The sequence below is a fragment of the Mesorhizobium sp. LNJC394B00 genome, from assembly GCF_000502555.1.
In the GTDB taxonomy this organism is placed as follows: Bacteria; Pseudomonadota; Alphaproteobacteria; order Rhizobiales; family Rhizobiaceae; genus Mesorhizobium.
The window spans coordinates 206,067-227,035 of the sequence record NZ_AYWH01000006.1; the positions used below are offsets into that span (position 1 = coordinate 206,067).

Genomic DNA, 20,969 nt, shown 5'->3' on the forward strand with positions numbered 1-20,969 from the left:
CCCACAAGGGGGAGGGTAAGGAGTCGGACATCACTGCCCCATCTTGTAGTCGAGAAACCACTTCTTGTTCAGCGCCTCGATCGTGCCGTCGGCCTTCAGCGCCGCGATCGCCGCGTTGACCGGCTTCACCAGATCCGAGCCCTTCGGGAAGATGAAGCCAAAATCCTCGGTGCCGAGCGGGCCGCCGATCAGCTTGAGCTTGCCGCCGGAGGCATCGACATAGCCTTTGCCGGCGGTGCCGTCGGTCAGGACGACATCGACGTCGCCGGATTTCAGTGCCTGCACCGAAGCGCCGAAGGTCTCGAACTGCTTGATGCGCGGGTTCTGCTCATTGCCGTCGAGCACGCTGTAGACGGCGGTGTAGAACGGCGTCGTTCCGGCCTGCGCGCCGATCAACCCGTCCTTGAAGGCGGCGAAGGTCTTGGCGTCGGTGAAGCGGCTTTCATCGGCGCGCACCAGCATGAACTGCTCCGAACGCATATAGGGGTCGGAGAAATCGACCTTCTCCTTTCGGTCGTCCTTGATGGTGATGCCGGTCATGCCAATGTTGTACTGGTTGTCGGAAACCGCCTGGATCATCGCGTCCCAGGAGGTGTTCTGGTACTCCACCTTGAAGTTCAGCCGCTTGGCGATTTCGTCCATCGCGTCATACTCCCAGCCGATCTGCTTGCCGGTCTTGGCGTCGATGAACTGCAGCGGCGGATAGGCGTTTTCCGTCACCACCACGACCTTCTTGCCGCCGAGATCGGGCAGCGCATCGGCCGCCCATGCAGCGACGGGCACGAGGAAACAGGCCGCGAGGGCGGCCAGCAGCAGCTTCGATTTGGTCATGACACGCTCCAGGATGAGAAGCCCGCTTGCAGCCGGGCTCGCATGAAAATCCAGGCGCGACTTTAGCCGTCCGCAGACGGCTTGCAAGCCGGTCCGGTGCTCAGCGTCCGGTGAAAGCGGATTCCAATGCCTTCAACCAACGCGGTTTTAGAACGCCCCGTGGTCGGAATTATTCCGTGATTGCGCCGCCGGCAAACCAGGCCCCTCCTGGACACGGGAACCCGTCAGATGACGGATCAGGATGGTGACGTAGCCTCACGCAGCTTGGCGACAAATCCGGTCAAGGTCCGGTGCAGCGACTTCAGCTCCTCGACTTCCAGCGGCATGGCGCAGGCAAGGCCTGCGGATACGTCCTTGATGCGGGCGCGCAGCGCCTGGCCCTTGGCAGTCGGTTCGACCAGCACGCGGCGCTCGTCGGCCGGATCGCGACGGCGGGTGACGAGACCAGCCGCTTCCATCCGCTTGAGCAGAGGCGTCAATGTCGCCGAATCCAGCCCCAGCGCCTCGCCGAGTTCGCCGACCGTGCTCGGCGCATGCTGCCACAGCGCCAGCATCGCCAGATATTGCGGATAGGTCAGGCCGAGCGGGTCAAGCAGCGGCCGATAGAGCTTGGTCATCAGCCCGCTCGCCGAATAGAGCGCGAAGCAGAGCTGCTGGTCGAGGCGCGGAACGGCGATCCTCCCGGCGGTGTCCGCCGGGACTTCGCTGGCCCTGGTTTCGGTCTTCGTCGTCATGCTGCCTTTGCCGGAAGCGCCACGGTCGAAAGCGCCACCTCGACATTGCCTTTGATCGCATTGGAATAGGGGCAAATCTGATGCGCGGCCGATACAAGCGCTTCCGCCGCCGCCTGATCAAGGCCTTTGGTCTCGGCGGCCAGTGCGACACCAAGTTTGAAGCCTTCACCATTGGGAAGCAGGCTGACGGTGGCGCTCACCGCCGCATCGTCCAGCGGCAGCTTCTGCTTGCGCGCGACGAAGCGGATGGCGCTTTCGAAGCAGGCGGCATAGCCGACCGCGAACAGCTGCTCGGGATTGGTGGCGCCACCCTGTCCGCCGAGCTCCTTCGGCAAAGCGAGGTCGACCTTCAGCAGGCCGTCGCTGGTCTCGCCGTGGCCGGCGCGGCCGCCGGTGACGCGAGCCTGTGTGGTGTAGAGTGCCATGTCAGTTCTCCATTTTATTTGTACACTATCATTTAGTGTACAAGATAATTCGAGTCAACAGCCATGGCCAAACTCTCGGCCGGCAATCGTTCACAGTCTGGTGAAACGAAAAAAGGCGGCCGAAGCCGCCTTTTCAAAATCCTTGGACCAGGTTTATTCGGCCGGGGTCGCTTCCGCCGCCTTTGCAGCCTCGTCGGCGGCCTTGGCGGCTTCGTCGACGGCCTTCTTCTCGGCAGCTTCCTTGGCGGCCGTCTCGGCGGCCAGCGCCTGGGCAGCGGCAACCTTCTCGGCTTCGATGCGGGCCTTTTCGGCGTTCAGCGCGTCGCGCTCCTCATCGTTCAGCTTGCGGGCGCGCACGCCGGTATTTTCCGAAATACGGGCCGATTTGCCGCGACGGTCGCGCAAATAATAGAGCTTGGCGCGGCGCACCTTGCCGCGGCGCACGATCTCGACGCCCTCGACCATCGGCGAATAGACCGGGAACACGCGCTCGACGCCTTCGCCGTAGGAGATCTTGCGGACGGTGAAATTTTCCTGGAAGCCGGCGCCGGCGCGGGCGATGACGACGCCCTCATAGGCCTGGACGCGGGTGCGGGTGCCTTCGGTCACGCGGACCTGGACGCGCACGGTGTCGCCGGGCTGGAATTCGGGAAGCTTGCGCTTGGCTTCGATCTTGGCGGCCTGTTCGGCCTCGAGCTGACGGATGATATCCATCTCAATAGTCCACTTCTTGTTCTTCCGACAGTCAGAGCGTCCGACACTCGCCTGGCAGTTCCATTGACCGCTCGGCTATGCCCTTTGTCCCCGAGACATCTTGTCTTCGAAACATTGGGCAGGGGCGACTACACCGTCATTGTTGACGGTCCGGGAGATTTTCTCGCCAGTACGGGCGGGCACATACAGCTATTTCACTGACTTGTCACGCCTTGGCCCTTTCTTTTTTGGTCGCATGCCACCACGCAATCGTCCAGTGCAGGGTTGCGTCGGCCCTTCAAGCTTTCTAATCCGGGAGCAGCACACTTGTCCGGCGGCCTCACAATGTCTGTTTTCGACGCAGTCCTGCTCTTCCTCGCGGGTTTTCTGTCAGGCGCCGTCAACGCGGTTGCCGGCGGCGGCACCTTCATAACCTTCGGCGCCATGACGCTGGCCGGCCTGCCGCCGATCGTCGCCAACGCCACGTCCTCGGTAACGCAGTTTCCCGGTTACATCACCTCGACGCTGGCTTACTGGACCGACATCAAGCATTTCTGGCGCGGCGCGCTGCTGCTTTGCCTGATCTCGGCTTTGGGCGCGCTGGCTGGTGCGCTCATCCTGCTGGCGCTCTCAAATCCGTCGTTCCGCGCGCTGGTGCCGTGGCTGCTGCTGGCGGCAACCGCCTTGTTCGCCGCCGGGCCGTGGCTCAAACCAACGCCGAAGCCTGGGCATGAAGCCACGGTCGGCTCTCTGACCGGTTCGCTGGCGCAGTTCGCCACCGCCATCTATGGCGGCTTCTTCGGCGCCGGCATGGGCGTCATGATGCTGGCGACGCTCGGCCTGACGCAATCCGGCGACTATCACCGGCTGAACGCGCTGAAGAACATGCTGGCCGTGGTCATCGCCGCCGTTGCCATACTGGTCTTCGTTTCCGGCGGCGTCGTCGCCTGGCCTCAGGCAATCGTCATGATCCCCGGCGGCGCGCTCGGCGGCTATGCCGGCGTCTGGATCGCCAAGCGCGTGCCGCAAAACGCAGTACGCGGCTTCGTCATCGCCGTCGGCCTGTTTCTCGCCGTCTACTACTTTGCCAAGGGCTGAGCGGCGAGCAAATCAGGCCGCCGCTCCTTCGTCAGCCTCTCGGACTCTGCGCGGCGCCAGGCGGCGATCTTCTTGTGATTGCCGGAAACCAGCACGTCGGGGATCGGCCTGCCTTCGAACTCCTGCGGTCGCGTGTAATGCGGATGTTCGAGCAGACCGTTCTCAAAACTTTCTTCCTCGCCTGATACCGCATTGCCCATCACACCGGGCAACAGCCGGACCACGGCATCGAGCAGCACCAGGGCTGCCGGCTCGCCACCGGAGAGGATGAAATCGCCGATCGAGACTTCCTCCAGCCCACGCGCCTCGATCAATCGCTGGTCTACACCCTCGAAGCGGCCGCAGACGATGACGGCGCCCGGCCCGGCGGCCAGCTCGCGCACCCGCGCCTGCGTCAACGGCTTGCCGCGCGGGCTCATCAGCAATTTTGGCCGCGGATCGCCGGACGGCGAGGTGTGGTCGATCGCCTTGGCCAGCACATCGGCGCGCATCACCATGCCGGCGCCACCGCCGGCCGGCGTGTCGTCGACGGTGTGATGGCGATCGCTGGCGAAGTGGCGGATCTGGATAGCTTCCAGCGACCATGTCCCGACTTCGAGCGCCCGTCCGGCCAGCGACAGGCCTAGCCCGCCCGGAAACATCTCGGGATAGAGCGTCAGCACCGAAGCCTTGAACGTCACCGGTTGCCCCCGGCGTCGCGTGGCCCGCGCGGCCGGCCCTTCGCGTCGAAGTCTTCTTCGCGCGGCGCCTCGCCATCCTCGTCCTCGACCAGCCCGGCCGCCGCCGGATCGACACGGACAAAACCTTCGGCAACCACCACCTGCGGCACGGCGGCCTGCGTGAACGGGATCAGCACGCCTTTGCGCCCGCCAAGCGTGACATCGAGAATGTCGCCGCCGCCGAAATTGTGTACCGCGACCACCTTGCCGACAACCGCATCCGTGTCGTCGCGGACTTCCAGCCCGACGAGATCGGCGTGGTAGAACTCGTCCTCTTCGCCATCGTCCGGCAGCATCGAGCGGTCGACGAACAGCTCCGTGCCGGCCAGCGCCTCGGCGGCGTTGCGGTCGGCAATGCCCTTGAAACGCACCACGACGACAGTGTTTGCCGGCCTTATGTCGATGATCTGGAAGGCGCGGCCGTCCCTGGCATAGAGCGGGCCATAATCCGCCAGCGCCAGCGGCTCGCCGGTGAAGGTTTTCACCCGCAATTCGCCCTTGATGCCGTGGGCGGCGCCGATCACGGCCATTTGCACGGGGTTCTGGGGCTTCGACATGGCTGATATCCTTTGCCCTGCTCTAACGCCCTACCGGCGTCATTTCAATGATCGCCCGTGGCCATTTCAATGACAGGTTCTTCACCGCTTCCTAACCCGGCTGCCTGACAATGGCGGCATGCAGGAATTTCTCATCCCGGCAAAACCCGACCTCCAGGCAGCGCGCGAAAGCTGGCTGAAGATGCTGGCGCGCGAGCGTCGGCTGTCACCGGCGACTGTCGAGGCCTACGAGCGCGACACGCGCCAGTTCCTGCATTTCCTGACCGGACATTGCGGCGGCTCGCCCGGCATTTCCGACATCGCAACCTTACGCCCGGCCGATCTGCGCGGCTTTCTTGCCGCGCGGCGCAACGCTGGCGCTGGCGCCCGCACGCTCGGCCGGGGTCTTGCCGGCATCCGTTCGCTGCTGCGTTTCCTCGAACGGCGCGGCCTCGCCAACGCCGCGGGTGCAGCAGCTTTGCGCGCGCCGCGCCAGCCGAAATCGCTGCCCAAGCCGCTGACCGCCAGCGATGCCAAACATGTCGTGTCGGTGGAAGGCCAGCTGGCTGAAGAGCCCTGGATCGCCGCCCGCAACGCCGCCGTGCTGACGCTGCTTTATGGATCGGGCCTGCGCATTTCCGAAGCGCTGGGCCTCAGCGCCGCCGACCTGGCATCGGAAGCCGACACCGTGCTGCGCGTCACCGGCAAGGGTGGCAAGACACGGCTGGTGCCGGTGCTGCCGGTGGCGCTCAGGGCAATCGCCGAATACCGAAAACTGTGTCCCTACCATCTCGATCCCAAGGGCCTGCTGTTTCGCGGCGCCCGCGGCGGGCCGCTCAACCCGGCCATCGTCCAGCGCGACATGGCCAGGCTGCGCTCGGCGCTGAACCTGCCCGACACCGCGACGCCGCACGCGTTGCGCCATTCCTTCGCCACCCATCTGCTCGGGCGCGGCGGCGACCTGCGCACCATCCAGGAACTGCTCGGCCACGCCAGCCTGTCAACGACGCAGGTCTATACCGGCGTCGACACCGCAAGACTGCTCGAGATTTACGAATCCGCCCATCCCCGCGCGTGACACTGTATAAGTCCAGGACAATTTCCCCACGCCGGTTAACCGTTTCGCCGCTTTTCAGTCCTAGAACCGCACCATGAAACGCGCCCTTGCCATCGCCGACCGCGCCGCCCTTGTGTCGCTGAAGCTGCTCGTCGCGCTCAACGCCCTGTTTTTCCTGTCTTTCCTCATCGTGCTGCTGCTTGCCATGGGCAGGGCGCATGCCGAAGCCCCGGCCTGCGCCGGCGCCGATCTGCTGTCGGCCCTGCAGAAGGAAGACCCCGCCACCTATTCCAGGATCGAGACGGAAGCAGCAGCGACGCTGAACGGCAAGGGCTTGTTGTGGAAGCTGGAGAAATCAGGCGAAAAGCCATCCTTCCTGTTCGGCACCATGCACATGACCGACCCGCGCGTGACCACTCTGCCGCCGGCAGCCAGGAAAGCCTATGACGCCGCCGGCACCATCATCATCGAGACCACCGACGTGCTCGACAAGCAGAAGATGATCGAGGCCATGCTCAAGGAACCCGAGCTGATGATGTTCACCGACAACACGACGTTGTCGTCGCTGTTGTCGCCGGAGGATGCGGCAGTGGTGAACAAAGGGCTCGATGCGCGCGGCATTCCGCCGGCGAGCGTCTCCAAGATGAAGCCGTGGCTGCTGTCGGCCATGGTCGCGCTGCCGGTCTGTGAGGTCGCCCGTCAGGCAGGCGGCGCACCGGTTCTCGACGTCAAGCTGGCGCAGGACGCCAAGGCCTTGGGGAAGCCGGTGGAAGGGTTGGAGACCGCTGCCAGCCAGCTGCGCGCCATGGCCTCGCTGCCGATTGCGTTCCACATCAAAGGGCTGGTCGAGACCCTGAAGCTCGGCGACAAGATAAACGACATCAACGAAACCATGATCGTGCTTTACCAGCGCGGCGACACCGGCACCTTCTGGCCGCTGTTGCGTTCGATCTCGCCCGACGAAGACGACGACGCAGGTTACGCCGAATTCGACCGGACGATGATCACCGGCCGCAACAAGGTCATGGCCGACCATGCCGCACCGATCCTGGCCAAGGGCAATGCCTTCATGGCCGTCGGCGCCATGCATCTTCCCGGCCCCGAAGGCCTGGTCGAGGATTTTCGCAAGGCCGGCTATACCGTCACCGCCGTCGACTGAGCAGCGCCTGTCTTGAATACCGAATCACGTAAGCCCGGCTCTGTGCGGTGCGCAACTGATTCGCAAAGCGGAGGCGGTTGGCCCTATTTTTGGCGGAAAAGGCCAGCTAAGCTCGTTCTACCTCGTTCGTGATTGATTTTGCGGGGGAAATACAGGCCAACAAGCGGTTGCGAATCAGAATTTTCCTGCGTTCGTCAATTTGAAGGCCTAGTATGAACCCGTTCAACGGTTGCGCGTTGAGGGGTGTTGATTGATGCTTTTCATCCACGGAGGACACTTTTATGGCGAACCCTAACGATCCAGCGCCCAGGTCGGGTGGTGGCAGCGGCTGGCTGATTGCGCTGGTCGTCGTCATCCTTGCGATTGTCGCGTACTATGTTTTCGGCAGAAGCGGCGAACATCCTGCGCCCGCAGAGCCGCCGGCAGCCAGCACACCGGCGCCCGCACCTGCACCGGCTGAGCCGATGAAGCCCGCCGAACCGGCTCCCGCACCAGCCCCTGCGCCCGCACCGGCTCCTGCGCCAGCCCCGGCGCCCGCGCCTGCTCCGGCGCCGAGCCCGTAATCTGGCCAACTGATCTGGCATCTTGATTCCAGCCAAGAACGGCCCGCTGAAAAGCGGGCCGTTTTGTTTGGGGCACCTATCGGCGAGCGTCGCGATTCTTCACCGCCCCTCTGTGCTGCCGGACATCTCTCCTCAAGGGGGAGATCGGCTGTCTCACGAACAGCCCAGGTTAGAAACGTGAGAAACTTGAAGGCTCGCGACGCGGCGGTGAAATCCAATCTCCCCCCTTGAGGGGGAGATGGCCGGCAGGCCAGAGGGGGGTGCTGTCCCTCCAGCGTTTCCTTAAATATGGATCGGCTTGAAGAACGTCGCCAGCGCTGCTTCCTTCACCGCTTCCGACATTGTCGGATGCGCGTGGCAGGTGCGGGCGAGGTCTTCGGATGAGCCGCCGAATTCCATCAGCACCGCCGCCTCATGAATCATCTCGCCGGCGCCGAAGGCGATAATGTGGACGCCGAGCACGCGGTCGCTGGCTTTGTCGGCGAGGATCTTCACGAAGCCGTCTGTGTGCAGCATGGCGCGCGCGCGGCCGTTGGCGGTGAACGGGAATTTGCCGGTTTTGTATTCGATGCCGGCCTTCCTCAGCTCTTCCTCTGTCTTGCCGACCGAAGCGATTTCCGGACTGGTGTAGACGACGCTCGGGATGACGTCGTAGTTCACATGGCCGGCCTGGCCGGCAATGGTCTCGGCCACCGCCACGCCTTCGTCCTCGGCTTTGTGCGCCAGCATCGGTCCGGCGATGACATCGCCGATGGCGTAGATGCCGGCGACGTTTGTCCTGAGATGGCTGTCGATCTTGACCCGGCCGCGCTCGTCGACCTCGACGCCGGCTTCCTTCAGTCCAAGGCTATCCGAATATGCGCGGCGTCCGGTCGAGATCAGCACCGCGTCGGCCTCGATGGTCTCGGCCGCACCACCCCTGACCGGTTCGAACGTAACGGCGGCGCCCTTTTTGGCCTTGGTCACCCCTGTCACCTTGGTGCCGAGCTTGAACTCGAAACCCTGCTTGGAAAGCAGGCGCTGGTACTGCTTGGAGACCTCGCCGTCCATGCCGCCCAGGATGGTGTCGAGGAATTCGACCACGGTGACCTTGGCGCCGAGCCGTGCCCAGACCGAGCCGAGCTCCAGACCGATGACCCCACCGCCGACCACCACCAGATGTCCCGGCACTTTCTCCAGCGACAGCGCGCCGGTCGACGACACGATCACCTTCTCGTCGATGTCGACCTTGACGCCGGGAATGCCGGCGACATCGGAGCCCGTGGCGATAACGATGTTTTTCGTCTCGATCTCCTCGACCTTGCCATCCTCAGCCGACACCGACACCTTGCCGGCCGCGACCACCTTCCCGGTGCCGCGGAAACTATCGATCTTGTTTTTCTTGAACAGGAAGGCGACGCCATTGACGTTGGCCGAAACGGTCGCGTCCTTGTGCGCCATCATCTTCTTCAGATTGAGTTTCGGCGCCGGTATCTCGACACCCAGCGCATCGAAGGAATGGCCGGCCTCGGCGAACATCTCCGAGGCATAAAGCAGCGCCTTGGATGGGATGCAGCCGATGTTCAGGCAGGTGCCGCCGAAAGTGGCGTTCTTCTCGACCACCGCGACCTTGAGCCCGAGTTGTGCCGCCTTGATGGCACAGACATAGCCGCCCGGTCCCGACCCGATGATAACGACATCATAAGCCATGTTCGTTTCCCTTAGCTTGGGGCTCAGCGGCCGCCGCTTACATTCAGGATTGCGCCCGTCGTGTAGGACGCTTCATCCGACAAAAGATAGAGAACGGCATGCGCGACTTCATCCGCCGTGCCGGCTCGTTTCATCGGCAGCATGTCGCGGAACCGCTCGACCCGGTCCGGCTGGCCGCCCGAAGCGTGGATCTCGGTGTCGATGATGCCCGGCCGTATCGCATTGACCCGCACGCCTTCGGTCGCGACTTCGCGCGCCAGTCCGAGCGTGAAGGTGTCGATCGCCGCCTTGGACGCGGCATAGTCGACATATTCGCCTGGCGACCCGTGTAGCGACGCAGCCGACGAGATGTTGACGATGGCGCCGCCCTGGCCGCCATGCTTGCTCGACATGCGCCGCACCGCTTCGCGGGCGCACAGAAACGAGCCGATGACATTGATGCGCATCATGCGCTCCAGCCGCGCCAGGCTCATCTCGTCGACACGCGCCTTGACGTCGACGATTCCGGCATTGTTGACCAGGGCGTCGAGCCGGCCATAGGCGCCATCGACGGCTTCGAACACGGCGACGATGTCAGCCTCGACGCCGACATCGCCCTTGACCGCTATCGCTTCACCGCCACCGACCTCGATCTCGGCGACCAGCGCCTGGGCCGCGGCCTCGTTTGCGGCATAGTTGACCGCGACGCGGTAGCCGGCCTTCGCCGCAAGCCGGCAAGTGGCCGCACCAATGCCGCGGCTGCCGCCGGTGACCAGAAGCACTTTTTGCGATGCACTCATTCCTGGCAGCCCTTCAGCAGAAACACATCCCACGGCAGTTTCGAGAAGCCTTTCGGACCGAAGGCGGACGACATCTGCAACGATGGACCCAGATCGGGGAAGATCAGGCTCTGCGGCGCGTCCGTGCTTTCGGCCGCCAGCAGCGCAATATTGCCCTTGTCGTCGGCGCTGTAGACCACGCCCTGCCAGACCGTGCAGCCAGCAAGCTCGTCGCCGGTGACGTCGCCGGTCGGGCATTTGTACATCAGCGAGCCATGCGGTCGCGAAACACCGGAGGTCCACATCACAATGCCGTCGAGCACGATGCCCTTGTCGAGCACCATCTTGAAGGTATTGGTGACGGTGACCGCATCCGTCGTCGGCCGGAAATCAATGCCGGCCTCGCTTTCGGCATCGCCATAGACAGCAAGCGCCAGCGGGCAGGCGGCATGCGCCTCGTAACCCGCTGCGAGAACAGCCAGCCCGGCCATAAATCCGATCATTGGCGAAGCGATGTTTGTCATGAATTGCTCTGGCTGCTCTCGCGGCCGTCGGCGTTTTCGAGCACCTCGAAATCGGTCATCAAGACCAGCGGCTCGCCGGCCGCATCCAGTCCCCAGAAGGAATAATAGTTCCCATCACCGAAGCCAGTGTCGAACATGGCTATATTAAGCGGATTTCCATCAACCGGATTATCCATACGGAACTTGTCGAACGAGCATGCAACGTCAGCAAGATAGCTGTCGAGTTCCTCCTGGTCGGACATCAGCGTCAGAACCGACTTGTCCATGAACGAAGCAACATTATCATCGACAATAAATCCAGACTTCCAGGACGATGTGCCGACGTCGCGGACGAAGGCAGCCAACTCCCACCGCACCGGCAAGCCAGTGCCAAACCGCAATACCGCTGCAGCAACACGGCCTTGCGCCTCAAGCAACGTGACTGGATAGCATCCCGGCCTGACCTTACGGCTAAACACAGGCCGTTCCAGCCCGGTAATCAGTGGATCGCAAGCGATGATTTCGCCGGTCGGTAGCTCAAGCTCACCGATCGCGGTGACGATGATCTTCCGCTCCGCCATTTCGGCTTCGCTGAGAGCGAAGACACCGAGATTGCTGCTCGCCGGCGCCGAATCCCATTCAGTCGATGTCGCCGGCGGAGAGATGGCGGCGGAAGCCGCCGGCCGGGAACGCCTCAATACGCTACCCGCTACTCGACCCAGCTTGAACCCAAACCGCGCCAGCCAGCCGCTCATGACGGATCAGCTCCGATCACAAATCAAGCACCAGCCGTTCCGGATCTTCCAGGCTGTCCTTGACGCGGACCAGGAAGGTCACCGCTTCCTTGCCGTCGACGATGCGGTGATCGTAGCTGAGCGCCAGGTACATCATCGGCCGAATCACGATCTGGCCGCCGACCACGACGGGCCGGTCCTGGATCTTGTGCATGCCAAGAATGCCCGACTGCGGCGCATTGAGGATCGGCGTCGACATCAGCGAACCGTAGACGCCACCGTTGGAAATCGTGAACGTGCCGCCTTGCATGTCGGCGACCGACAGCTTGCCGTCGCGTGCGGCGATGCCCAGCCGGCCGATATCCTTCTCGATTTCGGCAATCGACATCTGGTCGGCGTCGCGCACCACCGGCACGACGAGGCCCTTTTCGGTGCCGACGGCGACGCCGATATGGGCATAGTTCTTGAAGATGATGTCGGTGCCGTCGATCTCGGCATTGACCGAGGGGATCTCCTTCAAGGCGTGGGTGACGGCCTTGGTGAAGAAGCCCATGAAGCCGAGCTTCACGCCGTGCTTCTTCTCGAAGATGTCCTTGTATTTGGTCCGCAGCGCCATGACCGCCGACATGTCGACCTCGTTGAAGGTGGTCAGCATCGCTGCGGTCGACTGCGCTTCCTTCAGCCGGCGCGCAATGGTCTGGCGCAGCTTGGTCATGCGCACGCGTTCTTCGCGCGAAGCATCGTCGCCGGAAGACGGCGCCCTGACCGCGACCGGAGCCGGGGCGGCCTTCGGAATTTCGGCCGGCTGCGACGGCGCGCCCTTGGAAATCGCGTCGAGCACATCGCCCTTCAGCACCTGGCCGCGCTTGCCCGAGCCAGAAACCTGGTCGACCGACAGATTGTTCTCGGCGATCAGCTTTGCGGCAGCTGGCGCCGGCGGCATGGTGCGCGGCTCGACCGGCCCGGCATCGCCGGCAATCTTGGCGGTCTCGGCCGCGGCCTGCTTGGTCGTATGTGCCGCGTCGGGGCTCGACGCCTGCGACACAGCTTGCGGCTTGGTCTCCTGCTTGGACGCCGGGGCGGCGGCAGCGCCTCCAGCCGAGATCGAACCGAGCAGCGCGCCGACGCCAACGGTCTCGCCTTCCTTGGCGGTGATCTCGCCCAGCGTGCCGGCGGCGGCGGCAGGCACCTCCACCGTCACCTTGTCGGTTTCGAGCTCGACCAGCGGCTCGTCGACGGCAATGGCATCGCCGACCTTCTTGAACCACTTGCCGATGGTCGCCTCGGTGACGGATTCGCCGAGAGTGGGAACGCGGATTTCGGTAGCCATTGTGCTGTCCGTTTCTTCTCTGTCTGTTCTATTCGCCGGGTTTTGTTCTATTCGCCGAGCGCGTCTTCGAGCAGGGCAGCGAGCTGTGCCAAATGCTTCGACATCAGACCGGTCGCCGGCGATGCCGCCGCCGGACGTCCGGTATAGCGCACCCGCTGATGCTTGGCGTCGATATGAGCCAGCACCCATTCCAGATACGGATCGATGAACGACCAGGCGCCCATATTCTTGGGTTCCTCCTGGCACCACACCATCTCCGCATTGCGGAAGCGCGACAGCTCGGTGATCAGCGCCTTGGCCGGGAACGGGTAGAGCTGTTCGACGCGCAAGAGATAGATGTCGTTGATGCCGCGCTTCTCGCGTTCCTCGTACAGGTCGTAATAGACCTTGCCCGAGCACAGCACGACGCGGCGGATCTTGGAATCCTTGGTGAGCTTGATCGCCTGGTTCTGCAACAGCTGGGCATCGTCCCACAACAGCCGATGGAACGAGCTTTCGCCCGAAATTTCCGGCAGCGTCGACACTGCCCGCTTGTGGCGCAGCAGCGACTTCGGCGTCATCAGGATCAGCGGCTTGCGGAAGTCCCGCTTCAGCTGCCGGCGCAATATGTGGAAGTAGTTGGCCGGCGTGGTGCAGTTGGCGACTTGCATATTGTCTTCGGCGCAAAGCTGCAGGAAGCGCTCGAGCCGGGCCGAAGAATGCTCCGGACCCTGGCCCTCATAGCCGTGCGGCAACAGGCAGACCAGGCCCGACATGCGCAGCCACTTGCGCTCGCCCGACGAGATGAACTGGTCGAACACCACCTGGGCGCCGTTGGCGAAATCGCCGAACTGCGCTTCCCAGAGCGTCAGCGCCTTCGGCTCGGCCAGGCTGTAGCCATATTCGAAGCCAAGCACCGCCTCTTCCGACAGCATCGAGTTGATGACTTCGTACCCGGCCTGTGCCGCCGACAGATTGTTGAGCGGGATGTAGCGGGTCTCGTCCTTCTGGTCGTAGAGCACGGAATGGCGCTGCGAGAAGGTGCCGCGTTCGGAATCCTGGCCGGAGAGCCGGATCGGATTGCCGTCGAGCAAGATGGCGCCGAAGGCCAGCGCCTCGGCCGTCGACCAGTCGATGCCTTCGCCGGAGTCGATCGCCTGGCGGCGGTTTTCGAGGAAGCGGATGATGGTCTTGTGCGCCTCGAAACCCTTCGGCACCTCGGTCAGTTTCTTGCCGATGTCCTTCAGCACCTTGACCGGCACCGCGGTTTTCCCGCGGCGCTGTTCGTCCTGGTTGTCGGCGGTGCGCAGACCAGACCAGGCGCCGTCCAGCCAGTCGGCCTTGTTGGGCTTGTAGTGCTGGCCGACTTCCCATTCGGATTCCAGATGGGCGCGCCAGTCGGCCTTCATCTTGTCGAGTTCGGCCTGGCTGATATGGCCCTCGGCGATCAGCCGCTCGCCATAGATCTGCACCGTCGTCTTGTGGTTGCGGATGTTGGCGTACATGATCGGCTGGGTGAAAGCCGGCTCGTCGCCCTCATTGTGGCCGAAGCGGCGATAGCAGAACATGTCCACCACCACCGGCTTGTGGAACTTCATGCGGAATTCGATCGCCACCTTGGTGGCGTGCACCACCGCTTCCGGGTCGTCGCCATTGACGTGGAAGATCGGGGCCTCGATCATCTTGGCGACGTCGGACGGATAGGGCGACGAGCGCGAGAAGCGCGGATTGGTGGTGAAGCCGATCTGGTTGTTGATGATGAAATGCAGCGTGCCGGCGACGCGGTGGCCGCGCAGGCCCGATAGGCCGAGGATTTCGGCAATCACACCCTGGCCGGCAAAGGCGGCATCGCCATGCAGAAGCAGCGGCAGCACCTTGGCGCGCTCTTCCAGCGGCACGATCTCCTCGCGGCTGCGGCCGAACAGATAGTCCTGCTTGGCGCGCGCCTTGCCCATCACAACCGGATCGACGATTTCCAGATGCGAGGGATTGGCGGTCAGCGACAGATGAACCTTGTTGCCGTCGAATTCGCGGTCCGACGAGGCGCCGAGATGGTACTTGACGTCGCCCGAGCCCTCGACCTCGTCGGGAGCGGCCGAGCCGCCCTTGAATTCGTGGAAGATGGCGCGATGCGGTTTGGCCATCACCTGGGACAGCACGTTCAGCCGGCCGCGATGCGCCATGCCGAGCACGATCTCCTTCATGCCGAGCTGGCCGCCGCGCTTGATGATCTGCTCCAGCGCCGGGATCAGCCCTTCGCTGCCATCGAGGCCGAAGCGCTTGGTACCCTTGTACTTGACATCGATGAACTGCTCGAAGCCTTCGGCCTCGACCAGCTTCTGCAGGATCGCTTTTTTTCCCGTAGCGGTGAAGGAAATCTCCTTGTCGGCACCCTCGATGCGCGCCTGGATCCAGGCCTTCTCTTCGGGATCGGAAATGTGCATGAACTCGACACCGAGCGTCGAGCAATAGGTGCGGGTCAGGATCTCCAGCATCTGCCGGATGGTGCCGAATTCGAGGCCGAGCACATTGTCGAGGAAGATCGGCCGGTCGTAGTCGGCTGCGGTAAAACCGTAATTTTCCGGCGACAGCTCGTTATAGTCCTCAAGCGGCTTGGCGATGCCGAGCGGGTCGAGATTGGCATGCAGATGGCCGCGCATGCGGAAGGCGCGGATCATCATGATGGCGCGCACCGAATCGCGCGTCGCCTGATGCACGTCGGCATCCGACAGCACGACGCCATTGGTGACCGCCTTGTCCTTGACCTTCTTTTCCAGATGCTTCTCGACGATGCCCCAATTGCCGTCGAGCGCCGACACCAGTTCGCCATTGGCCTGCAGCGGCCAGGAGGGCTTTGCCCAGGAAGCGCCCTTGGCGTTCTTGCGCACATCGCCGGCGTCGTCCTTCAGCCCGGCGAAAAAATCCTGCCATTCGGGGTTTACCGACTCTGGATCATCCTCATAGGACGCGTACAGCGCGTCGATATAGTCGGCATTGCCGCCATAGAGGAAAGAGGTGAGCGAAAATTGGTCGTTGGCCTGATCTTGTCTTGCCATTTTTGTCCGCGNATTGCCGCCATAGAGGAAAGAGGTGAGCGAAAATTGGTCGTTGGCCTGATCTTGTCTTGCCATTTTTGTCCGCGGAGCCTGGCTCCGTCTCCTTTTCAAAAGCGAATAGTGAGTAGCGAATAGCGAGTAGGGATTTTTCCCGGGTCGCGCCGTTACTCTCTTTTCCCTATTCGCTATTCACTACTCGCTACTCACTTGGCCTTGATCGCCTCGACCAGCGTCGTGCCCAGACGCGCCGGCGATGGCGATACTTTAATGCCGGCCGATTCCATCGCCGCGATCTTGTCTTCCGCGCCGCCCTTGCCGCCGGAGATGACCGCGCCCGCATGGCCCATGGTGCGGCCGGCCGGCGCGGTGCGCCCGGCGATGAAGCCCGCCATCGGTTTCCTGCGGCCGCGCTTGGCCTCGTCCTTGAGGAACTGCGCGGCGTCTTCCTCGGCCGAACCGCCGATCTCACCGATCATGATGATCGACTTGGTCTCGTCGTCGGCGAGGAACATTTCGAGCATGTCGATGAATTCGGTGCCTTTGACGGGGTCGCCGCCGATGCCGACGGCAGTGGTCTGGCCGAGGCCGACATTGGTGGTCTGGAACACTGCCTCATAGGTAAGCGTTCCCGAGCGCGAAACAACGCCGACCGAGCCCTTGCGGAAGATGTTGCCGGGCATGATACCGATCTTGCATTCGTCGGGGGTGAGCACGCCGGGGCAGTTCGGGCCGATCAGCCGCGAGGTCGAGCGGTCGAGCCGCGCCTTGACCCTGACCATGTCCATCACCGGAATGCCTTCGGTGATGCAGACGATCAGCGGGATCTCGGCTTCGATGGCTTCGAGGATGGCTTCGGCGGCGCCCGCCGGCGGCACATAGACCACCGAGGCATTGGCGCCGGTCTTTTCCTTGCCCTCGGCAACGGAAGCGAAGATCGGCAGGTTTTCGCCCTTGGCGCCGGTCCAGGTCTCGCCACCCTTCTTGGGATGGATACCGCCCACCATCCTGGTGCCGTGATAGGCCAGCGCCTGTTCGGTGTGGAACGTGCCGGTCTTGCCGGTCAGGCCCTGCACCAGCACCTTGGTGTTCTTGTCGATGAGAATGGACATCGGAGCCCTTTTCTAAAAACCGTTGATCGAGGAAGGCGAGACGCGCCGGTAGACGCCGCTCACCATGTCTTGCCAGCTGTCGCTGCCGGCAGGTTTGAAATGCAATCGCATGCGGTAGGTATCGGCATTGTCGAAAATATATGTGACCCGCGCGGAACCGCGCGGCGACGACCGATCAAGAGTGAGCTCGCTGCCGTTCCATGCGCCTGTGGCCGGCGAGGCCGGCACAAAGCCCATGGAATCGAACTGGTGCATGGTGACGAGGCTGTTTTGCTGATCGAAGCCGAACACTGAGTGCGAGCCGAACGAGACCGTGCCGTCGCGGCGCTGGCGATAGCGCTGCACCACGAACAGGCCGCCGAACTGTGCCTCCGCCAGCACTTCCGATGTCGCCGGTCCACCATCGGCCCATTGTGTTTCCGCCACCTCTTCCTCGCCGCGCCACGCGCCGACCAGCGCCTGCAGGCGCTGGTGATCGGCCGAGAGCGAGGAGAACGCGTTCATGGGTCAGAGCCGCTTCAGGTCGGAGACGGTGAGGTCGCTCTTGGCATTGCCGGTGTTGAGCGTCGTTGCCGGCTCGAACATCAGCACGACCGGCTCGGCGGTCAGCGACCGCGGCCGGTGCTCGACGCCCTTCGGCACGACAATGAAATCGCCCTCGCCGAGCTCGACCGGGCCGTCGCGAAAATCGATGGCGATCTTGCCCCGCAGCACGAGAAAAGCCTCGTCCTCATGCTCGTGCGCATGCCAGTCGAAGGTCTCGCCGAACTTGGCGACCTTGGCCTGGCTGTCATTGACGTCGCCGGCAATATGCGGATCGAAGACCTTCTTGATCTTCGCGTCCGCCGCCTCGACGAGGTTTATCTTGCGCGGAGGCACGGGATCATTCCTCCTTGAAACTTGCGATGCGGATCATTCTGACGTGCCCTGATGATGCGGAGAATTCGTCCCAAAACGGAAAACCCCAGTCAGCTTACCATCTAGCGGTTGGTCGCTTATAGTTCCGACAAAACGGCACTTTCCATCGTCTTTGCCAGAAGTCTTGCACTCTTTGCTTACAAAGAGCCGTACCAGTGTTTGTTCCGGTAGATCATCAAAAATCTGTTCTTTTGGTATTTCGATCAAACCCTGCAATCGGACATAATTATCAAGGTCGGATATCCGAGTCGTAGTTCCAAAAACCTCGCAAACATCCATCACAGGATAATTTCCATCTGTTCTCGCAGATTTTAAGGTCACAAAAGGCTTGGAGAGGTTTCCGGGTCGGTCGCGATTATAAGTCTTTATGCCAAAATCGTTCGAACTGATCGAAAACCCATTCTCCAGAGCCAATTGCTCGCTTCTCATCAAATCGCCGTCAGACGCGATGCAAATTTTCTCATAGAGTACGACTGCATCCGAAATCTCTTCTGCCTGCGACGGAACGGCCAGACAGCCGAACCCGATTGCACACAGAAGGCGGCTGGGTTGCATCCGCTCAGCCCTTCACCGCCGCCACGATCTTCTTGGCTGCGTCATCGAGATCATCGGCCGACACCACGTTCAGGCCGCTGTCGTTGATGATCTTCTTGCCGAGCTCGGCATTGGTGCCTTCAAGACGCACCACCAACGGCACTTCCAGGCCGACTTCCTTGACCGCGGCAATCACGCCCTCGGCGATGATGTCGCACTTCATGATGCCGCCGAAGATGTTGATCAAAATGCCTTTGACCGCCGGATCCCGGGTGATGATCTTGAACGCCGCCGTCACCTTCTCCTTCGACGCGCCACCGCCGACATCGAGGAAGTTGGCGGGTTCGGCGCCATAGAGCTTGATGATGTCCATCGTCGCCATGGCAAGGCCGGCGCCGTTGACCATGCAGCCGATATTGCCGTCGAGCGCGACATAGGCGAGGTCGTATTTCGACGCCTCGATCTCCTTCTCGTCCTCTTCGGTGGTGTCGCGCAATTCCATCAGTTCGGGGTGGCGAAACAGCGCGTTGTTGTCGAACGACACCTTGGCGTCCAGCACGCGCAGGCGGCCGTTTTTCATCACGATCAGCGGGTTGACCTCGAGCAGGCTCATGTCCTTCTCGACAAAGGCCTTGTAGAGGATCGGGAACAGCGTGCCGGCATCCTTGGCGGCATCGCCGTTTAGTCCCAGCGCTTCCACCAATATGTCGACGTCGATGGTCGTCACGCCGGCCAGCGGATCGATGGCGCGGGTGATGATCTTGTCCGGTGTGTCGTGGGCGACGCCTTCAATGTCCATGCCCCCCTCGGTCGAGACGACGAAAGCGATGCGGCCGACCGAGCGGTCGACCAGGATCGACAGATAAAGCTCGCGCTCGATGTCGGCGCCGTCCTCGATATAAAGACGGTTGACCTGCTTGCCGGCGGGGCCGGTCTGCTTGGTCACCAGCGTGTGGCCGAGCATCTCATTGGCGTTGGCAACGACTTCGGCAACCGACTTAGCCAGCCGCACGCCGCCCTTTGCGTCGGGCGACAGTTCCTTGAACTTCCCCTTGCCGCGGCCACCGGCGTGGATCTGGCTCTTCACCACATAGAGCGGGCCGGGCAGCGCTTGTGCCGCGGCTTCCGCCTCGCTTGCCTTGAACACCGGCACGCCTTCGGCCACCGGCGCACCAAACGACTTCAGCAGCGCCTTGCCTTGATATTCATGGATGTTCATCTGGATGGTCTCCGGATCGGCTGCTTTGGGGGATTACTTCGAGGCGAGGTGCGGGGCGATTTTGACGCAAGCCTCGGTCAGGCCCTGCACTGTCGCCACCGAAGCGTCGAACATCTTCTGCTCGGCCTTGTTGAGGTCGATCTCGATGATGCGCTCGACGCCGCCGGCGCCGATGACAACGGGAACGCCGACATAGGTGCCCTTGACGCCATACTGGCCCGAGAGATGCGCCGCGCAAGGCAGCACGCGCTTCTTGTCCTTGAGGTAGGATTCGGCCATCGAGATCGCCGAGGCGGCTGGCGCGTAGAAGGCCGAGCCGGTCTTGAGCAGACCGACGATCTCGGCGCCGCCGTCGCGGGTGCGCTGGACGATCTGGTCGAGCTTTTCCTTCGAGGTCCAGCCCATCTTGATGAGATCGGGCAACGGAATGCCTGACACAGTGGAGTAGCGGATCATCGGCACCATGGAATCGCCGTGGCCGCCGAGCACGAAGGCGGTAACGTCCTCGACCGAGACCTTGAATTCCTCGGCGAGGAAATAGCGGAAGCGCGCGCTGTCGAGCACGCCGGCCATGCCGACGACATGGGTCTTGGGCAGGCCGGAAAACTTCTGCAGCGCCCAGACCATGGCGTCGAGCGGGTTGGTGATGCAGATGACGAAGGCCTTGGGTGCATATTTCTTCAGCCCGGCGCCGACCTGTTCCATGACCTTGAGGTTGATGCCCAGCAGATCGTCGCGGCTCATGCCTGGCTTGCGCGGCACGCCCGCGGTGACGATGCAAACGTCGGCGCCCTCGATGCCGGCATAATCATTGACGCCGGTCAGCCGGGAATCAAAACCGTCGACCGGCGACGACTGCGCGATATCGAGCCCCTTGCCTTGCGGAATGCCCTCGGCAATATCGAACAGCACCACGTCGCCGAGGTCCTTGAGGCCGATCATGTGAGCGAGCGTGCCGCCGATCATGCCGGAGCCGATGAGCGCTATCTTGTTGCGTGCCATGTGAGGAAATTTTCCCTTTGTCTGTGACGACGCCCAAAATCCCTGGCGATCTGTTGACGGCGTCGAGGAAGAGGCCGGAATGCTATGGTCTCAGCTAGATTTCGCCGCATCCAGTAGCCCCGGTGCAAAATATATTCAATCGATTATTTTCGAGTGAATGATTTCAATCGGTTAGAAACATTGGGACTTACGTAAACGTCAAAGTTTATAGGCCAGCTTGGGAGATTTTACACAATGAGCGTGGAAATCAGAAGACTATATCCAGGCGATGACGCCCTTGTGAAGCGCATCGCCGAGGACGTGTTCGACGAGCCGGTCCGGGC

Annotated in this window: 21 protein-coding genes; 3 read left to right on the forward strand and 18 right to left on the reverse strand. The window is 62.6% G+C overall.

Features of this window, described 5'->3' with window-relative positions; all coding sequences use genetic code 11:
- Positions 1–30: 30 nt before the first annotated feature.
- The 4 genes from X751_RS143750 to rplS form a co-directional block, all read right to left on the reverse strand.
- On the reverse strand, positions 31–831 hold the full coding sequence (locus X751_RS143750) for a transporter substrate-binding domain-containing protein (RefSeq protein WP_023745411.1): 801 nt from the start codon (positions 829–831) through the stop codon (positions 31–33).
- Positions 832–1,067: 236 nt separating this feature from the next.
- On the reverse strand, positions 1,068–1,565 hold the full coding sequence (locus X751_RS143745) for a MarR family transcriptional regulator (protein ID WP_023683877.1): 498 nt from the start codon (positions 1,563–1,565) through the stop codon (positions 1,068–1,070).
- Positions 1,562–1,990: an organic hydroperoxide resistance protein gene (locus X751_RS143740; protein WP_023670524.1), complete on the reverse strand. Its 429-nt coding sequence runs from the start codon at positions 1,988–1,990 to the stop codon at positions 1,562–1,564. Before X751_RS143740 ends, X751_RS143745 begins: the two co-directional genes overlap by 4 nt.
- Positions 1,991–2,143: 153 nt before the next feature.
- Positions 2,144–2,704 (reverse strand): 50S ribosomal protein L19, encoded by a 561-nt coding sequence (rplS, locus tag X751_RS143735; RefSeq protein WP_023687704.1) that lies wholly within the window; start codon positions 2,702–2,704, stop codon positions 2,144–2,146.
- Between the two features lie 324 nt (positions 2,705–3,028).
- Between rplS and X751_RS143730 the strand changes: the two genes are divergently transcribed.
- Entirely contained in the window at positions 3,029–3,781 is a 753-nt protein-coding gene (locus X751_RS143730) for a sulfite exporter TauE/SafE family protein (protein ID WP_023745412.1), read from the forward strand.
- On the opposite strand, the gene trmD is transcribed toward X751_RS143730, so the two are convergent.
- Both trmD and rimM read right to left on the reverse strand, forming a co-directional pair.
- Positions 3,763–4,461, reverse strand: a complete 699-nt coding sequence (trmD, locus tag X751_RS143725; RefSeq protein ID WP_023745413.1) for a tRNA (guanosine(37)-N1)-methyltransferase TrmD — start codon at positions 4,459–4,461, stop codon at positions 3,763–3,765. The genes X751_RS143730 and trmD overlap by 19 nt on opposite strands.
- Complete coding sequence (rimM, locus tag X751_RS143720) at positions 4,458–5,057, reverse strand: ribosome maturation factor RimM (RefSeq protein WP_023745414.1); 600 nt, start codon at positions 5,055–5,057, stop codon at positions 4,458–4,460. Before rimM ends, trmD begins: the two co-directional genes overlap by 4 nt.
- Positions 5,058–5,175: 118 nt before the next feature.
- On the opposite strand from rimM, the gene X751_RS143715 reads away from it, so the two are divergent.
- A complete protein-coding gene (locus X751_RS143715; protein WP_023670529.1) occupies positions 5,176–6,114 on the forward strand; it encodes a tyrosine recombinase XerC in 939 nt (312 codons plus the stop codon).
- 73 nt (positions 6,115–6,187) lie between these two features.
- Entirely contained in the window at positions 6,188–7,252 is a 1,065-nt protein-coding gene (locus X751_RS143710) for a TraB/GumN family protein (protein ID WP_023745415.1), read from the forward strand.
- 845 nt (positions 7,253–8,097) lie between these two features.
- On the opposite strand, the gene lpdA is transcribed toward X751_RS143710, so the two are convergent.
- From lpdA to mdh, 12 genes are all read right to left on the reverse strand, one after another.
- Positions 8,098–9,504, reverse strand: coding sequence for a dihydrolipoyl dehydrogenase (lpdA, locus tag X751_RS143705; RefSeq protein ID WP_023745416.1), 1,407 nt, complete (start codon positions 9,502–9,504; stop codon positions 8,098–8,100).
- A 23-nt stretch (positions 9,505–9,527) separates the two neighbouring features.
- On the reverse strand, positions 9,528–10,283 hold the full coding sequence (locus tag X751_RS143700; RefSeq protein WP_023706734.1) for an SDR family oxidoreductase: 756 nt from the start codon (positions 10,281–10,283) through the stop codon (positions 9,528–9,530).
- On the reverse strand, positions 10,280–10,786 hold the full coding sequence (locus X751_RS143695; RefSeq protein WP_023745417.1) for a hypothetical protein: 507 nt from the start codon (positions 10,784–10,786) through the stop codon (positions 10,280–10,282). The genes X751_RS143700 and X751_RS143695 overlap by 4 nt, the downstream gene beginning before the upstream one ends.
- Entirely contained in the window at positions 10,783–11,520 is a 738-nt protein-coding gene (locus tag X751_RS143690) for a DUF4241 domain-containing protein (RefSeq protein ID WP_031195599.1), read from the reverse strand. Before X751_RS143690 ends, X751_RS143695 begins: the two co-directional genes overlap by 4 nt.
- Before the next feature lie 16 nt (positions 11,521–11,536).
- A complete protein-coding gene (gene odhB / locus X751_RS143685; RefSeq protein WP_023745418.1) occupies positions 11,537–12,829 on the reverse strand; it encodes a 2-oxoglutarate dehydrogenase complex dihydrolipoyllysine-residue succinyltransferase in 1,293 nt (430 codons plus the stop codon).
- A 47-nt stretch (positions 12,830–12,876) separates the two neighbouring features.
- Complete coding sequence (locus X751_RS143680; protein WP_023706737.1) at positions 12,877–15,864, reverse strand: 2-oxoglutarate dehydrogenase E1 component; 2,988 nt, start codon at positions 15,862–15,864, stop codon at positions 12,877–12,879.
- A 203-nt stretch (positions 15,865–16,067) separates the two neighbouring features.
- Positions 16,068–16,973: a succinate--CoA ligase subunit alpha gene (gene sucD, locus X751_RS143675; RefSeq protein WP_023745419.1), complete on the reverse strand. Its 906-nt coding sequence runs from the start codon at positions 16,971–16,973 to the stop codon at positions 16,068–16,070.
- 12 nt (positions 16,974–16,985) lie between these two features.
- A complete protein-coding gene (locus X751_RS143670) occupies positions 16,986–17,477 on the reverse strand; it encodes a DUF1579 family protein (RefSeq protein ID WP_023745420.1) in 492 nt (163 codons plus the stop codon).
- A gap of 3 nt (positions 17,478–17,480) precedes the next feature.
- Positions 17,481–17,852: a cupin domain-containing protein gene (locus tag X751_RS143665; RefSeq protein ID WP_023694516.1), complete on the reverse strand. Its 372-nt coding sequence runs from the start codon at positions 17,850–17,852 to the stop codon at positions 17,481–17,483.
- 33 nt (positions 17,853–17,885) lie between these two features.
- On the reverse strand, positions 17,886–18,446 hold the full coding sequence (locus X751_RS1000000167060) for a hypothetical protein (RefSeq protein WP_156936397.1): 561 nt from the start codon (positions 18,444–18,446) through the stop codon (positions 17,886–17,888).
- A gap of 4 nt (positions 18,447–18,450) precedes the next feature.
- On the reverse strand, positions 18,451–19,644 hold the full coding sequence (sucC, locus tag X751_RS143660) for an ADP-forming succinate--CoA ligase subunit beta (protein WP_023745421.1): 1,194 nt from the start codon (positions 19,642–19,644) through the stop codon (positions 18,451–18,453).
- 33 nt (positions 19,645–19,677) lie between these two features.
- Entirely contained in the window at positions 19,678–20,646 is a 969-nt protein-coding gene (gene mdh / locus X751_RS143655; RefSeq protein WP_023670541.1) for a malate dehydrogenase, read from the reverse strand.
- Between the last annotated feature and the right edge of the window lie 323 nt (positions 20,647–20,969).